Below are 15,103 nucleotides of genomic sequence, written 5' to 3'. Positions count from 1 at the left end.
CGATGGCATGGAAGACATCACGGCAGCCGTCAACCGGGCCGCACGGGCTTTGACCACGCACAACAGGGGGCGAGGCGACCTCCGCCTTCGCTGATCCCTTCTGGGCTCGCTACCACGGGGAGACGAAGGGATGGCTCCAGGATCTCGGCGATGGCCCGCCTTCCCTGGCGAAGGAGATCGACCAGTATGCCGACGCCGTGGCGGACGCGCAGAAGAACTCGTTTTCCCGGCCCACTTCAACAAGTCCACTGGAATGAGTCTGAGCCGGGAAAACTTCGAGCAGGAACCGCAGCACAGTGGTCACCGGGGTGCAAGGAGTCCTGAAGCGTGCCCCGTCCGCAGCTAAGGGCTGTCCCGTAATCCGTGGTGGATCAGTGCGCGGCGTCAGATGCGGTGCATCGCAAGGCGGAGGAGCGTCCGCATACTGGATGTATGCGGAGGTTCCGACAACGCGGCGAGGTGCCGTAGCTGTCGTCGCGCACCCACCAGGGATTGCGGGACAGCCCTTAGTGGCTATGGAGTCCTCACGTCCTACGCCATTCCCTAGACCAAGAGCAAAGGCACAAACAAGTGGCAACGTCGACCGATCGATTCCGAGAACTTCGACATCTCCTGTCCTCCTACGAATCGACAGGTTTCGGCTTTGACGACACCGATAGCCGCCCAGGGGACGCACTGTCCGCCTACCTCAGGCAAACGGCGTCAGACCCGGGGCGTGTATCCGAGGTGGTAGCCGAGATCGAAGAACTCCTCACGGTCGGCCTGTTCAACGAACAAATCACGGAAGACGTCGACCTCCTTCCCAGGATCAACCCACCTGCCGGAGGGACGGTGGAAGGATGCCTCGCCGTCATCGACGGCCACCTCCGAAGGAGCCTGGTGGATCCCACAACATCCGCTCAGACCCCGCTTCAAACCGCGTGGGAGTGGGCAGAACGCTTCCCCGAACTGTCACAGATGCTGGGAGCATACTTCCATCAGGATTTCTCGATGGAGTACTCCTCACACAGAGAAGCTCTTGACGAATACATCTCGGACACCCCCGCGAGCGACCTTCAAAAAGTGACAGAGGAAATCCGCGAGTTCCTCAACCTCAATGAATCGGATCGATCGCTCAAAAAATGGACGAGCGAACTGGGACTTGCAGTCTCTCCGCCTTCGGGGGTTCGACTGCGCCAGTGGTTGGCTGATGTCCGGGAAATTGTCATCAACCAATAGCGAACACTCCAGCGTTACTTCTCCAGATCGCACCGGCCCGAGGCGGCCGCCGTCCACCCCGCACGCAGTCCTGCGCTCAATGAGATGGGCGGTGTGGGCCTCCTTCACCGCGGGCCAGTCGTCGCAGCGACACCGGCGAGACACCGAGGGTCGAGCACTTCGCGAACTGGATCTCACCTTGCCCTTTATTGTCTGGCCCGGTCGCGATCGATGACGGTCTCGGGTCGCCTGACGGCCTTGCCCACGTCGTAGCGGGTCGCGGGACGCTGGTTCTTGGAGCCAAGGGGCCTGCCAGGGCCGGGCCGGTTGGGTTTCGGTGCACGGGCTGGGCATGGCAAGTGAGCACGGAGGTTCCCGAAACCCCGCCGCACGCGGGCTGGGGTGAGCCGAGCGGGCTGGTGTCATAACCCGCCCTTCGGCACGGAGCAGGGCGTCCGTGAGCTCGAACAGTTCGTCGCGGTGCGCGTCCAGGCACGCGTAGAACGTCGCTCCGGAAGCGTGACGCTTAGGCGAACGCTTCCCCTGGCCCGTCAAGGTGCGGCAGGCTCATCCCTACGGCCTTCGTTCTGCGGAGGCCGGTCAGCTGTCCGGAGAATCCTCACGTAAGAGCTCGTAACACGATCATGGTCGGGTCTTCTTGAGGCGTCGGTAGCAGATGAGGCTGCAGGCGAGGGAGACGAAGGCGTCGTGGAGTTCGGTGCGGCGTTCCCAGCGGACGGCGAGTCGTTTGAAGTGGTGGAGGAGAGCGAAAGTCTGCTCGACGACGTATCGCAGCTTGCCGATGCCCTTGATGTTCGGTGATCCCTTGCGGGAGATGACGGGCAGGATTCGTCGGCGACGGAGCTCGTCGCGGTGGGCGTTGGAGTCGTAGCCTTTGTCCCCGAGCAGAAGCCTCTGGTCGTCGGCGGGGCCGGCCGGGTCGGCCCGCGACGGGCGGGATCCCGTCGACCAGGGCCAGGGTCTGGGTGACGTCGTTGACGTTGGCCGCGGTCGTGATGACCTTGAGCGGTGTACCGCGTCCGTCGCAGATCAGGTGGTGCTTGCCGCCCGTCTTCCGCCGGTCGACCGGCGACGGACCGGTGCCGGCGCCCCCTTTTTTCGCGCGGATGTGAGAACCGTCCACACACGCACGTGACCAGTCGAGTTCGCCGACCGCGTTCAGCTCCGCGAGCAAGACCCGATGCAACTGTTCGAAGACCCCTGCCCTCTGCCACCGGTCCAGCCGACGCCAGCAGGTCTGCCCCGAGCCGAACCCGAGCTCCAGGGGCAGGAGTTGCCAGGCTATGTCGTTGTAGAGGACGAACAGGATGCCCTGGAGGCAGAGCCGGTCCGACACCGGACGCGGCCCCGGCGACCGCTCCGGCCACGGCGGCAGCAACGGCTCGACCAGAGCCCACAACTCATCGTCCACGATCCACGGTCGGGTACCCACACCCTCACGAACGGCCGAATCATCACACCGGTAACGGCCTACCAGGACGATTCAGCAAGATCGTGTTACGAGCTCAAAAGAACCGGGACGTTATCTGTCCCAGCTCGTACCAGTACCACGACGACACGACACTCCTGCCGGAACTGGTCGGATCGGGTGGCGACGACGTCAAGTCCCGCGACGAGTATGCGTTCGCCTCGACCTACCAGTCCGCCGGAATGCCCAGTGCGATGAACGGCCGTAACCCGGTCGGGTCGGGCGACGCCTGCGTGCAGACGTACGCCACCCGGGTGCAGCAGGGAACGTGGAAGTTGTACGACGATGACCGGTATCCGCTTCCCACCTTCAAGGAGGTCTGCGGCCGCTCCTCGATGTCACAGTGGCAGAACGGCGGTTCCATGAACCGCTTCGCCGGCTTCGCCTCGTACTTCCGCCTGCTCGACTCCGACTCCTACTGGGTCGACATCCCCGGATTCGACGGATGCACCGCCAAGGCGCCGCTGGTGCGATGCACCATGACGCCATAGCAGGGCCGCAGTGAGCGGGTCGGTCCCCGGAGACACTCTCCGGGGGCCGACCCCACCCTCAACCCCAGCCGAGTGCGTCGCCGTGCACGACCGGCGTCTCGCCGAAGAACGGCGTGCCCTCCTCCACGGCGTCGGCCAAGGCCACAAGGAACGCGGTGAGCGAGGGCCATAGCTGCGCCTCCCCGCCTGTCTCCTTGAAAAAGTAGCCGACGCTGCCCCGGCCCGGGCCTGGCCCGGTGTCAACGAAGAGGCAGCTCGCACCGTCGTGGTTCGCCGCCCACGGGATCCAGTCCAGACGCCACCAGTCGGCCTCCACATCCGGTCCGTCCACCAGGGACACCAAGCGCGCACGCAGCGCCAGCGCCTCATCTACGCCGAGGAGACCGCACCCGGATACCAAGAACCGGCCTGCCTCGGTGGGGAGCGTGCCGTCACAATGTGCGTACAACTCGCTCAGTTCCTGTGGGAGATCCTCTCTGGCAACAGCTGGCCGTACTGCGGCCAGACTCCCTGGGGCCATCACGGCCAGCCACTCCGTAAGCCGCGTCCATGCCTCCCCGAACGCGTCATTCCCCGTCATGCCCACTCCTCCGTAGGCGCCCGTTCGGGGTGGACACCGACCAGGTTCGTCTGGACTGCCAGTAGCCGGCCGTGGCCGCGGGACACACTTCCGAGCGCTGCTCGGACCCTCGAAGCTCGTGATGCCGTGTCTCTTTGAACATGGAGTCTCCTCTCATAGCGGTCTTTCGTGCTTCCATATCTGCAGGGTCGCGGAGGAGGATCTCGAATGAGGATGCGTCAGAAACGCGGGGGCACACCTGAGCCGTCGACTCCCTGGAGCGAGGTCGCGCCGAGACTGTGGATGGGCGGCCATCAGTGGACCGACTCTCTTGGGCAGAGCCACGCTGCGGTCGTGGGTACTGAGTTTGACCTGGTCATCAGCCTGTTCACCCGACCCGGCCACGGCCCTGAGCCTGGCGTTGGCCATCTGATCACTGAGATCCCCGATGGCCCGCTCACCGCCGAGCAGATCGAAGCCGTCCAGCAACTGGCCACTGCCGCGACCCACACTGTGCGGCGCGGACGTACGGTTCTGGTCCGCTGCAACGCCGGCTACAACCGCTCCGGCCTGGTGGTGGCGCAAACCCTCATCGAGCTGGGCCAGTCCGCAATGACGGCGATCCAGCTCATCCGGGAGAGGCGGTCGCCCTGGGCCCTGAACAATCAGATGTTCGAGAAGTACCTCACCACAGGCCTCGATGTCGCCTCTCTCCTGGTCGGCCTGGACACCACTACCTGACCATATGGAGGTTGAAGATCGCCCCAAGACCAAAAGAACGAGCTCACCGGTCCTGAACCGGCACGCGATGCTTCCCCTCAACTACGAACCATTACATGCCAATCAGCAGCTCGAAAGAGAATCTGATCATCCGCCAGCAAGGTCAACATGGGGTCGCCAACCCTTCCCGCGGACTCCAAACTCGGGAACGGCCACAGGCGGGGCCAACACCTCCATCTACCCCGTCGCCCCAGAAGTGGCATCCGCAGGAAGCGGTCGGGCAACTACTGAGACTTCACCACAATGACGACGCGTCTGGCCCCGTCGCCGCAGGTCAGCGCACCCTCCCTCGCGGTTTCAGGGGGGTGGCCGGGAGGACCGGAGCGGGCAGACGCTCGCCGTCGTATCCCGTCACCTCACCGAATCCCCGCCCTTCCATCCAGTCCTGCCGAGCCTGCGCGATCTCGTCACCGGATCGCCCGATGAAGTTCCACCACATGACGATCTCCTCCGCGAACGGTTCACCCCCGAGGAGCATGAGCCCGGCGTCGGACTCGGCACGCAGGGGGAGTTCGTCGCGGCCGCAGCCGAGGTAGAGCATCGATCCGGGGAGTACGGGCACGCCGTCGACATGGGCCTCGCCCGACATCGACAGGACGGCGTACTCGAAGTCCGGGTCGAGCGGCAGGCGGGTCTCGGTGCCCGCCGCGAGGGCGAGGTCGGCGCCGACGATCGGGGTGTAGGCGGTGCCCGGCGAGACTGCTCCGTCGATCTCGCCGAGGATCACCGTGACAGTGAGGCCGGGGGCCGTCACCGTGGGGAGGCCGGCGTGGTGCTGGAAGTGGGGTTCGACGTGGCGGTGGGCCTCCGGAAGGGCCACCCACAGCTGGGCGCCGTGCAGAAACTTGGCGTGACTCTTCGGGCTCTCCTCGGAGTGGCTGATGGCCCGGCCCGACGTCATCAGACCCAGCTCCCTGGGGCGTACGGTACGCAGGCTTCCGAGGCTGTCGCGGTGGAGCACCTCTCCCTCGTGCAGCCAGCTCACTGTCTGCAGTCCCATGTGCGGGTGGGGCGGCACCTGCATGCCGGGCTCGTCCGCGATGTCGTCGGGGCCGTAGTGGTCGACAAAGGCCCAGGCGCCGATCATGCGACGGCCGAGGTTGGGCAGCAGCCTGCGGACTTCGGTGGACTCGCCGAGCCGTACGTGGCGCGGGGTGAGGAGTTCACGTACCGGTTCGGCGACGACGAAGCCCCGCCCTCCGCAGACGGACAGCGTGGCCTGGCGATCGAGGTTGCTCATGGTGGTCAACCTATTGCGCTCCGGCCGGGCCGGAGGGTAAGTGGCGCGATCGTCACCTCGCCGATTTAGTGGAATATTCAACCACCGGGGTATGTTGTCGCGAGCACACGGGCGGGAGGCCGGAACGGCCGCCCCGCCGGCGGCAGAGGAGGAACCACATGGACGAGAACTACTACGAGTTCGGCACGGCCGCCGACCGCTGGAACCGCGCGCAGTTGTTCTTCGACGCGAAGGAGTACCTCACCGCGGCGCGCATTCTGGGCGGGCTCGTCGACGAGGTCCCGGAGCAGGTGGCCCCGCGCCTGTTGCTCGCCCGTGCCTACTACCACTCGGCGCGGCTCGGGAAGGCCGAGGCGGAGCTGCGGATCGTCCTGGAGCGTGACCCGGTCGAGGACTACGCGCGCCTGCTGCTGGGACGCACGCTGGAGCGCCAGGGCCGGCACGAGGAGGCCGCGCCGCACCTGCGGGTGGCCGCCGCCCTGAACGGCGACTTCAGCACCGACTGACCTTCCCCGGTGGCGGCGGCCGTCGCGGCGCCCCGGTCCTCGCCGAGGACCGGGGCACCCCCGGTGGTACGACGCCGGCGTGTGCGGCCGGAGAGTCTCTCCGGCCGCACACGCGTGGGACGCCCACGCGTGGTACGGGACAGCCGCGGGGTGGTCAGCCCACCGCCCCGGCTGTCCGGTGCGCGCTGTCCCGGAAGGTCTCGCCCCGCCCCCGCGAGGGAAGCAGCAGGCGCTCGGTGAGGGCACCGAAGATCAGCCCGAAGCTCACCCAGAGGGTGGCCTGGACCGCGAGGGTGGAGAGCCGGAATTCCCAGAGCAGGGTCGCCGGGAAGTCCGCGCCCACCTCGTCGAACGACGGCAGGAACACGTACGCGAGTCCGATCAGCAGGACGTATCCGGCGGACGCGGCGACGGTCGCGTTCCAGTTGCCGAGGCGCGGCGCGAGCCGCCTTCCGGCGATGACGGCGGCGACGGCGAGCAGGACGCTGAGCGCCACCATGAGGAAGAACAGCCCCGTACGTTGGCCGATGGTGTCCGGGTTGCCGACGGCCGGCGGGTTGGCGGGGTACTTCAGGAACGGTACGAGGTAGACGGTCAGCAGCGCCGCCCCCGCGACCAGGGCCGCGGTGGCCCGGGGGCCGAAGTTCCCGATGCGGCCGAGGGTGTAGCAGAAGACGAGTGCCGCGATGCCGCCGACGGCGACGCCGAAGACGAGGACGCCGGTGGCGAGACCGCCGGTGGCCTGCATCGTCCGGCTGACCAGTTCCTCGCCGCCGTGGTGGTCGTGGTTGTGGGCCTCTTCCAGGGCGATGGACGCGTCCACCCGGGACTCACCGAGGAAGTAGGCGACGAGGAGTGCCGCGACGCCCGCGAGCAGGCCCGCGAGCATGCCGCGGACCAGGAGTGCTCGAACGGATATGGAGTTCATGAGAGTTCGGTTCCCCTGAGGTCTAGTGGCAGGGGAAGCCGAGAAGGTGACGGCCGTCGTGGACCCACTCGTGAACGGCCTCGCCGGAGAAGACCGAGGTGGCGCCCTGCTCCGCGCCGACGAAGTACAGCAGGACGAGCATGAGGATGCCGAAGAAGACCGCCCACGGGGCGATCGCCTTCAGCGATATGGGGGTGACGGCGGGTACGCCGGTCGAGGGTGCGGCAATGTGTGCCATGGCAGAACCTCCTGAGGGAACACGCGTCCCGATCGTGGTGCCTGAGACGACGGTGTTGGGTCTGACTTCCCGCAGGTACGGGTTCACAGTGGCGCGACCGTGCCGGATTCTCACCGGACTTCCGTTACGCCGTCGTCATGCTGGTCAGACCATAGCGCCTGCGTTCGGGCGCCGCCATGGGGCGTCGCGCCATCCTCTCCTCAACACCATTGCTCAGAGCGGCTGTTGAGAAAAAAGATCCTTCCGCGACGACCTTGCGGGTGACATTCGCCTCACCGGCACCGAACCACGCACCGAACCACGCACCGCGTGAGGCCGGTTCACCGGCGACGCCGTCGGCCCGCTCGGCTCCCCCGCCGCCGGCATCTCCAGTCGCGCGCCGCGGTTCCGGCCCCGCCACCCGTCCGGCCCGGGCGGAAGGGTGGACAGCCCGGTCACGGCCGGCCCGAGCACCCGGGCTCCACCGTCCGCGGCCGCACCCGCTCGACCGGCCGCAGGTCGGGAGGCTCTTCGCGATGTGGATGTGGCGATCGGTGCCGTGGGCGAGGCGAGGACGACCTGACCGGTGAGGCCACCCGGGTCGCGGCCCGCCCTCCCGGGCCAACTTCGACAAGAACATCGCCCAGGGCAAGCACCACGCCCAAGCCCTCCTCTGCCTCGCGGGACGACGAGCCGACGTCCTCTTCGCGATGCTCTGCGACGGCACCTTCCACGAACCCCAACCCGCCCGGTCTGTTTGACCGAACACCACGCTGCGAGCGCTCAGGAGACGGGCCGATCTGCGACGTCTCGGTACTCGTCCACGAGCCGGAAGAAGGCGTCGAGCGGAGATTCACAAGGAAGGTTCTCCACGATCGCGGCGTCCCATCCAGTCGCCATCGACCATCCACGGGTCCTGCTGAGCCAAGCGGCAAATCCTCCGCTTCCGCGATGAAACGGGAACTCCTCATCGGCATCGTGGACCTGAAGAGCGAGGTGGTAGCCGAACATCATCACCGCCAGTTCCCGCAACGAGCCGTTACGCACCCATGCGTTCGGCCGCTGCCGAACGGCATCCAGCAGGTCATAGACGTCCCGCCACTCTTCAACAGCGCGCGCCTTCGACTCTCCGCCTGACACTCCCACCGCATCCCCCTCTCCAGCCGACACCACCGGCAAGCTAACCCGCCACCTTGACGAACCACATAGGGCCCCCTGCCACGCTCCCCGCCGCGCCCAATCGTGCATGGTCACGCACAGTTGTGCACCCGGCGGAACGATCGCAGCAATTCCGCACGCTCACCCGAGGCCGGGCGTCCCTCACCCTCGCCCCCGTCATGGCTGAAAATCGCCCAGAGGATTTGCGCCCGCACGGCGGCCGGCACGACGATCCCCCGCGCCCTCATCCCACCCCTCCCCGGCGGCCCACCACGGGCAACCTGCGGCATCACACCAGCTCAAGCTGCATGCACATCTGCACTCCCCCCGCTCACGGTCAACATCTCGACACTCTCGAAAGCTTGGCCGGAAGTCGTACCCGCAGCCGTCACGCGCAGATCGCTTCGCACCTGCCTGTCTGAAACCGACCTACGCACGACCCTTGACCTCGGCGCGCGGCGGCGCCTACTTTCCGTGCAGCGATTCGCCATATTGACCAACGTTCATATACATGAACTCGGAAAGGTGCTCCATGCTAGAGGGCGTTCTGTTCTTTCCCGTGACTCCGTTCGCTCCGGACGATTCGGTGGATACCGCGAAGCTGGCGGAACACGTACGGAGCGGAGTCCGCGCCGGGGCGGGTGGGGTGTTCGTCGCCTGCGGCACCGGGGAGTTCCACGCGCTCGGTGTGGAGGAGTTCGCCTCGGCGGTGCGGACGGCGGTGGAGGCGACGGGCGGTCAGGTGCCGGTCTTCGCCGGTGCGGGCGGTTCGCTGCCGCTGGCCCGGCAGTACGCGCGGGCCGCGGAGGAGGCCGGTGCCGACGGGCTGCTGCTGATGCCTCCGTACCTGGTGGCGGGAGAGCCGGCCGGGCTGGTCGCCTACGTGCGCCAGGTGGTCGCGGCCGGCTCGCTGCCGGTGATCGTCTACCAGCGGGGCACCGCGCGCTTCGACGTTCCCTCGGCTCTCGAAGTGGCCCGGATGCCCCAGGTCGTGGGCCTCAAGGACGGCACGGGTGATCTCTCCCTGCTGTCCCGGATCGTGACCGCCGTCCGCGCGGACGCCGAGTGCGGTGGCGCGGAATTCCAGTTCTTCAACGGGATGCCCACCGCGGAGGGCACCGTGCTCGCCTATCGCGGCATCGGGGTCGAGCTGTACTCGTCCGCGGTGTTCTGCTTCGCCCCGGAGATCGCCCTCGCCTTCCACCGGGCCGTCACCTCCGGGGACGACACCACCGTCCAGCAGCTCCTGGGCGGCTTCTTCCATCCTCTGATCGAACTGCGCGAGAAGGTTCCCGGTTACTCGGTCGCCCTGGTCAAGGCCGCGGTCCGGCAAGGGGGCCTCGACGCCGGCGGCGTACGCCCGCCGCTGACCGATCCCACGCCCGAGCACCTCGCGGAGCTGGAACGGATCGTCGCGCGGGGCCGCGCCCTGGTGACGGCCGGGGCAGTCAGCGGCGCCGGTGACGTTGCCGGGGAGGTGCTGTGATGAGCGACAGCCTGCGGATCACCCGCATCGAGATCACCCCCGTGGCGTTCAAGGACCCGGCCCTCCTCAACGCGGTCGGCGTCCACGAGCCGTACGCGCTCCGCGCCGTCGTCGAGGTCCACACCGACCAGGGCGTGTCCGGGCTCGGCGAGACCTACGCCGACGAGGGGCATCTGCGCCGGCTGCGTACGGCGGCCGACGCGATCACCGGCATGGACGTCCACGCCACCGGTCCGATGCGCCGGAGGATCGCCGAGGTGATCGGCAGCGACTCCGGCAGCGACGGCCACGGCCTGACGGGCATGATCACCACCAGCAGCACGGTGGACCGGGTCTTCTCCCCCTTCGAGGTGGCCTGCCTGGACATCCGGGGCCGGGCCGTCGGCCGCCCGGTGAGCGATCTGCTCGGCGGTGCGGTACGCGAGCAAGTTCCCTTCAGCGCCTACCTGTTCTACAAGTGGGACGCGCACCCGGGTCACGAGCCCGACGGCTGGGGCGCTGCCCTGGACCCCGAGGGGATCGTGGCTCAGGCCCGGCGCATGGTGGACGAGTACGGGTTCACCGCCATCAAGCTCAAGGGCGGGGTCATGCCGCCGGAGCAGGAGGTCGAGGCAGTCCTGGCGCTGCGCGAGGCGTTCCCCACCACCCCGCTGCGGCTGGACCCCAACGCGGCCTGGACCGTGGAGACTTCGCTGAAGGTGGCGCGCGACCTGGAAGGGGTGCTGGAGTACCTGGAAGACCCCACTCCGGGACAGGAGGGCATGGCCAGGGTCGCCCGCGAGGCCTCGATGCCGCTGGCCACCAACATGTGCGTGGTCGCCTTCGACGAACTGCACTCCTCGGTGCGTCAGGACGCGGTGCAGGTGGTCCTCTCCGACCACCACTACTGGGGCGGCCTGGAACGCTCGAAGCTGCTGGCCGGGATCTGCGACACCTTCGGCATGGGACTGTCCATGCACTCCAACTCCCATCTGGGCATCAGCCTGGCCGCGATGACCCACCTGGCCTCCGCCACGGAGAACCTCTCCTACGCCTGCGACACCCACTGGCCGTGGAAGGACCCGGCGGAGGACGTGATCGTCCCCGGAGCCCTCGGCTTCCGTGCCGGTTCCGTCGCCGTGCCCCGTACCCCGGGCCTGGGGGTGGAGCTGGACCGGGACGCCCTGGCCAGGCTGCACGAGCAGTACCTGCGCTGCGGTCTGCGCAACCGGGACGACACCGGCTACATGCGCCGGCTGGACCCGTCGTACGAGAGCAAGTCGCCGCGCTGGTGACCCAGGGCGCGTGCGGGCGCCCGCGCGGTGCCCGCACGCCCGGGGGCGACAGCCTCCGACTCCCCCACCCTCCCCCGTGACGAGCCCGTCCCCGTGACGAGCCCGTCCTGGTGACGGGGCCGTCCGTGACGGGCCCGTCCCAGCAACAAGAAGGTATGCCCATGCATTGGCTCGACTGGGTCGCCGTCGGCGGCTACTTCCTGGTGATGCTGCTCATCGGCGTGTGGTCGCACCGGCGCGTCAGCGACGTCTCCGACTACTTCACCGGCGGCGGCAAGATGCCCTGGTGGCTGACCGGTATCTCGCACCACATGTCCGGCTACAGCGCGGCCGTGTTCGTCGCCTACGCGGCGGTCGCCTACGACTACGGCATCACCGTGTACGTCTGGGCGTTCCTGCCGCTGGCCGTGGGCACCGGCGTGGGCGCCTGGCTCTTCGCCCCCCGGTGGAACCGGCTGCGGCGGCGCTACAAGGTGGCCTCCCCGCTGGAGTACCTCGCGCGCCGCTACAACGTCCCCACCCAGCAGGCGCTGGCCTGGAGCGGCACGCTGCTGAAGGTCTTCGACGTGGCCGCCAAGTGGGCGTCGGTGGCGATCCTCCTGGAGGTCTTCACCGGGATGTCGATGACCCAGGGCATTCTGCTGACCGGGGTCGTCACCCTTCTGTACTGCACGGTCGGCGGTCTGTGGGCGGACGCCCTGACGGAGTTCGGACAGTTCGTCATCCAGGGGGTGGCCGCGCTGTCGATGATGTGGGTGGTGCTCGACCACCTGGGCGGCATCTCGGGTCTGGGCACCCTGTGGCACCGGCTCCCGGAGGGCCACACCGACCCGCTGGTCGGTCCGTACACCGCCGGCTTCCTCACCGCGTACGTCGTGGTGAAGCTGTTCGAGTACAACGGCGGCATGTGGAACCTGGCGCAGCGGTACATGGCCACCGACTCCCCCAAGTCGGCCCGGCGTTCGGCCGGTCTCTCGGCCGTCCTGTACCTCGTCTGGCCCGCGGTGCTGCTGCTGCCCGCCGTCGCCGCGCCGGTGCTCATGCCCCACATCAGCGATCCCCAGCAGACGTACGCGCTGATGGCGCAGACCTATCTGCCGATGGGGCTGGTCGGTCTGACCCTCGCCGGGATGTTCTCCCACACGATGGCCATGGCGTCCTCCGACGCCAACGCCATCTCGTCCGTGGTCACCCGCGACATCCTGCCCGCCCTCGTGCCCGGGTTCCGGAACTCGGCGGACGAGCGGAAACTGCTGACGGCACGGGTGGTCACGGTCGTCTTCATCGGGGTCTCCATGATCGTGGCCATCGAAGCCGACCACTTCGGCGGAGTCCTCGGGATCGTCGTCGGCATGGTCGCGGCCGTGATGGGGCCGATCTCCATCCCGATGCTGCTGGGGCTGCTGCCGGCGTTCCGCCGCTGCGGCTCGCGGGCGGCCCTGGCCTCCTGGGCGCTCGGTCTCGCCGGGTACTTCTTCGTCAAGTACGGCCTGGACGGGGCGTCCCAGACGACGGTGATCGTCACCCCGCTGGTCACCTCGCTCGTCGTCTACGCCGCGCTCGGCCTCCTGCTGCCGGAGCCGAACGCGGAGGCCGACGCGGTGGTGGCGGCCCTCTCCGGTCCGGAGGCCGGCGCCGGAGAGACCGCCCCGCAGCCGGTGGCGGAACAGGTCTGACCTGGCCCGCGAGCGCCGGTCACGCCGGTGCCGGCGGGGCGGTGCAGGTTCGTCGACGCGGATGCGTCAGCGCTGATACATCAACGCAGGTACGTCAGCGCCGGTCGCCGGCCAGGTCCGCCGGGCGTCCTTCGGCCGGCTTCCTGGTGGCGGCGATGTGCGGTGCGGTGGTACGGGCGGGCGTCCCCGGCTTCGGCTCGGGGGCGCCCTGCTGCGTGGGGCCGGGCACGGTGGCCCTGTGACGCGTCGAGGTGGGCGCCGGGGCCACCGGGGCCTCCTGGGAGAGGCCGGCACCGGTGGGCTTGCGGCGGACGCCCGTACGTGGCGCGGGCGGGGTGTACACCGGTACGCGCAGCAGGGCCACCACCGCGACGGCGACGGCCGCGGGCAGCGCCAGGCCGACCGCCGGGTGGAACACGCCGGTGTGGATCAGCGTGCCGGTGGCGGTGCAGGCCGCCGTCGCCAGGATGAGCGTGACGGCGGCTCCCCGGGGCGTCAGACGGAGTCGGCGCAGCCGGTGCACGGCGTGGTCCTGTCCCGGGGCCAGGAGGGACCGGCCGGCCTTCCGCCGGGACAGCAGGACGAGGGCCAGGTCGGCGAGGGCCACCGCCAGCAGTGAGGGTACGGAGACCCAGGCGGCGCTCCCGGACGGCGCTCCGGCGAGCAGCAGCAGGATGGAGCCCGCCAGCAGGAAGCCCGTGTAGCGCGATCCGCAGGAGCCGTAGAAGACACGTGCGGGTGGCCAGTTGTAGGGCAGTACGCCGGAGACGGAGGCCGCCACCACGGCGAGCAGCAGCACCGTCCCGGGGTGATGGTCGACCGCCGCGCAGGTGAGCAGTCCGGCGGCGAGGACGACGGTCACTCCGGCCGCCGTGCCGTCGGATCCGTCCAGCAGTTGGAGCGCGTGGGTGAGGATCACCACGAGGAGGGCCCCGAACACCGCTGCCACCGGGGAGAGTCCGGAGAACGCCGCGACGAGTGCCGCCAGGGCGGTATGGAGGACGAGTTCCGTCCGGGCACCGACCGGGCGCAACTCCTTCACCAGTCCCAGCACCGCGGCGGCCGAGGACGCGGTGAGGAGGAGGCGCACCCCGAATCCCGGTTCCGGGAGGCCCAGTCGGGGCGCGGCGAGCATGACGCCGGTGGTCGCCAGGACCACCGCGACGCCCGTCCCGACGGTTCGCCGAGGTCCCCGGCGTCCGCCCTTGGCCGCGATGACCGGGGCAAGTCCGCGGACGACCGCGGTGAGTGCCACGGTGATCGCCAGCGCGACAGCTCCGGAGATGATGACGCCGACCACGTTCACCTGCTCTGCCTTTCCTCGTTCCTGGCCCCGTGGCGTCCTGCGCCGGACGGGACGGCCCCGCACGGCGCCCTCGGAACGCGTAAACCGGGGCGGCGCACCGCGCCACCCGAGTGGAGTCGTTCCACAACCTAAGGTGTACATGTCGGGATATGCCCCAAATAACACGCAGAGAGGGCACTTTGATTGGAGTTCGAGGAGAAAACGAACAGGTGGTCACCTGACAAGATGACTGCGCCGGACCGCCCGGGAGGCGGACCCGCGGCGGCCTCACCGACCCGGGAGACGGTCCCGCGTACGCCTCACTGCCCCGGAAGGGCGCGCACCGGGTGCTTGCTCATGATGGAGACCCTGTTGAAGGCGTTGATGGTGACGGCCACCCAGATCACGGCCGCGATCTCGTCGTCGGAGAGGGTTTCCCGCGCGAGCGCGTAGGAGGCCTCCTGGAGCGCGGCGTCGGCGGGGTGCGTCGTCGCCTCCGCCAGGGCGAGGGCGGCTCGTTCCTGCGCGGTGAACACCTCGGTGTCGCGCCAGGCCGCCAGCACCCCCAGCCGTCGGCCCGTATCGCCCGCGCGGAGCGCCGCGCGAGTGTGCACGTCCAGGCAGAAGGCGCATCCGTTGATCTGGGAGACCCGCAGGTTGACCAGCTCCACCAAGGTGCGGCTCAGTCCCGCCTCCTCCGCGGCGGCACGCACCGCGTCGGAGGTCGCCACCAGCGCGTGGTAGGGCTTCGGGCTCTGCTTGTCGATGTAGATCCGCCGCTCGCCGCGTGCCGCCTCGGTGCCGTTCACCCGTGTCT

15 protein-coding genes, 2 pseudogenes and 1 riboswitch are annotated in these 15,103 nt (G+C 68.7%); of the genes and pseudogenes, 8 read left to right on the top strand and 9 right to left on the bottom strand.

Features of this window, described 5'->3' with window-relative positions:
- Positions 1-570 precede the first annotated feature (570 nt).
- On the top strand, positions 571-1,218 hold the full coding sequence (locus tag ACWCWD_RS02515; RefSeq protein WP_450769622.1) for a contact-dependent growth inhibition system immunity protein: 648 nt from the start codon (positions 571-573) through the stop codon (positions 1,216-1,218).
- 185 nt (positions 1,219-1,403) lie between these two features.
- Here the strand turns inward: ACWCWD_RS02515 and ACWCWD_RS02510 are convergent.
- Together ACWCWD_RS02510 and ACWCWD_RS02505 are read right to left on the bottom strand one after the other, a co-directional pair.
- Positions 1,404-1,616, bottom strand: a pseudogene (locus ACWCWD_RS02510) (NF041680 family putative transposase); the annotation flags it as partial.
- Between the two features lie 223 nt (positions 1,617-1,839).
- A protein-coding gene (locus ACWCWD_RS02505; RefSeq protein ID WP_450769620.1) for an IS5 family transposase occupies positions 1,840-2,650 on the bottom strand; the annotation gives its coding sequence in 2 pieces (ribosomal slippage) (positions 1,840-2,106 and positions 2,108-2,650; 810 coding nt in all).
- A gap of 62 nt (positions 2,651-2,712) precedes the next feature.
- Here ACWCWD_RS02505 and ACWCWD_RS02500 point away from each other — a divergent pair.
- Positions 2,713-3,177: a hypothetical protein gene (locus tag ACWCWD_RS02500; RefSeq protein WP_450769618.1), complete on the top strand. Its 465-nt coding sequence runs from the start codon at positions 2,713-2,715 to the stop codon at positions 3,175-3,177.
- Between the two features lie 58 nt (positions 3,178-3,235).
- Here the strand turns inward: ACWCWD_RS02500 and ACWCWD_RS02495 are convergent, their stop codons facing one another.
- The gene (locus ACWCWD_RS02495) at positions 3,236-3,757 is read right to left on the bottom strand and encodes an SMI1/KNR4 family protein (protein WP_450769616.1); all 522 of its coding nucleotides are present in this window, start codon (positions 3,755-3,757) and stop codon (positions 3,236-3,238) included.
- A gap of 333 nt (positions 3,758-4,090) precedes the next feature.
- Between ACWCWD_RS02495 and ACWCWD_RS02490 the strand changes: the two genes are divergently transcribed.
- Entirely contained in the window at positions 4,091-4,477 is a 387-nt protein-coding gene (locus ACWCWD_RS02490; protein ID WP_450769614.1) for a protein-tyrosine phosphatase family protein, read from the top strand.
- Between the two features lie 313 nt (positions 4,478-4,790).
- Here the strand turns inward: ACWCWD_RS02490 and ACWCWD_RS02485 are convergent, their stop codons facing one another.
- On the bottom strand, positions 4,791-5,756 hold the full coding sequence (locus tag ACWCWD_RS02485) for a pirin family protein (RefSeq protein ID WP_450769612.1): 966 nt from the start codon (positions 5,754-5,756) through the stop codon (positions 4,791-4,793).
- Between the two features lie 158 nt (positions 5,757-5,914).
- On the opposite strand from ACWCWD_RS02485, the gene ACWCWD_RS02480 reads away from it, so the two are divergent.
- The gene (locus ACWCWD_RS02480; RefSeq protein ID WP_450769611.1) at positions 5,915-6,262 is read left to right on the top strand and encodes a tetratricopeptide repeat protein; all 348 of its coding nucleotides are present in this window, start codon (positions 5,915-5,917) and stop codon (positions 6,260-6,262) included.
- Positions 6,263-6,416: 154 nt separating this feature from the next.
- Here ACWCWD_RS02480 and ACWCWD_RS02475 read toward each other — a convergent pair whose 3' ends face one another.
- Both ACWCWD_RS02475 and ACWCWD_RS02470 read right to left on the bottom strand, forming a co-directional pair.
- Positions 6,417-7,190 carry a CbtA family protein gene (locus ACWCWD_RS02475; protein ID WP_450769610.1) on the bottom strand — a complete coding sequence of 258 codons (774 nt, stop codon included), beginning with the start codon at positions 7,188-7,190 and terminating at the stop codon, positions 6,417-6,419.
- A gap of 22 nt (positions 7,191-7,212) precedes the next feature.
- Positions 7,213-7,428, bottom strand: a complete 216-nt coding sequence (locus ACWCWD_RS02470) for a CbtB domain-containing protein (protein WP_450769608.1) — start codon at positions 7,426-7,428, stop codon at positions 7,213-7,215.
- 3 nt (positions 7,429-7,431) lie between these two features.
- A riboswitch (adenosylcobalamin (AdoCbl) riboswitch) is annotated at positions 7,432-7,578 on the bottom strand.
- A 437-nt stretch (positions 7,579-8,015) separates the two neighbouring features.
- On the opposite strand from ACWCWD_RS02470, the pseudogene ACWCWD_RS02465 reads away from it, so the two are divergent.
- Positions 8,016-8,168, top strand: a pseudogene (locus ACWCWD_RS02465) (IS110 family transposase); the annotation flags it as partial.
- A 22-nt stretch (positions 8,169-8,190) separates the two neighbouring features.
- On the opposite strand, the gene ACWCWD_RS02460 reads toward ACWCWD_RS02465, so the two are convergent.
- Positions 8,191-8,577, bottom strand: coding sequence for a hypothetical protein (locus tag ACWCWD_RS02460; protein WP_450769606.1), 387 nt, complete (start codon positions 8,575-8,577; stop codon positions 8,191-8,193).
- 520 nt (positions 8,578-9,097) lie between these two features.
- Here ACWCWD_RS02460 and ACWCWD_RS02455 point away from each other — a divergent pair.
- The 3 genes from ACWCWD_RS02455 (at position 9,098) to ACWCWD_RS02445 (ending at position 13,001) form a co-directional block, all read left to right on the top strand.
- Positions 9,098-10,051 (top strand): 5-dehydro-4-deoxyglucarate dehydratase, encoded by a 954-nt coding sequence (locus tag ACWCWD_RS02455; RefSeq protein ID WP_450769604.1) that lies wholly within the window; start codon positions 9,098-9,100, stop codon positions 10,049-10,051.
- Positions 10,051-11,325: a glucarate dehydratase family protein gene (locus tag ACWCWD_RS02450; protein WP_450769603.1), complete on the top strand. Its 1,275-nt coding sequence runs from the start codon at positions 10,051-10,053 to the stop codon at positions 11,323-11,325. The genes ACWCWD_RS02455 and ACWCWD_RS02450 overlap by 1 nt, the downstream gene beginning before the upstream one ends.
- Before the next feature lie 161 nt (positions 11,326-11,486).
- The gene (locus ACWCWD_RS02445) at positions 11,487-13,001 is read left to right on the top strand and encodes a sodium:solute symporter family protein (protein WP_450769602.1); all 1,515 of its coding nucleotides are present in this window, start codon (positions 11,487-11,489) and stop codon (positions 12,999-13,001) included.
- Between the two features lie 94 nt (positions 13,002-13,095).
- Here ACWCWD_RS02445 and ACWCWD_RS02440 read toward each other — a convergent pair whose 3' ends face one another.
- Both ACWCWD_RS02440 and ACWCWD_RS02435 read right to left on the bottom strand, forming a co-directional pair.
- Entirely contained in the window at positions 13,096-14,307 is a 1,212-nt protein-coding gene (locus tag ACWCWD_RS02440; protein WP_450769600.1) for an undecaprenyl/decaprenyl-phosphate alpha-N-acetylglucosaminyl 1-phosphate transferase, read from the bottom strand.
- Positions 14,308-14,606: 299 nt separating this feature from the next.
- Complete coding sequence (locus ACWCWD_RS02435; protein WP_450769598.1) at positions 14,607-15,095, bottom strand: carboxymuconolactone decarboxylase family protein; 489 nt, start codon at positions 15,093-15,095, stop codon at positions 14,607-14,609.
- Between the last annotated feature and the right edge of the window lie 8 nt (positions 15,096-15,103).

The sequence above is a fragment of the Streptomyces sp. NPDC001493 genome (assembly GCF_053597235.1).
Note: the sequence above shows the minus strand (reverse complement) of the source record. Positions and strands in the feature narration are given on the sequence as shown.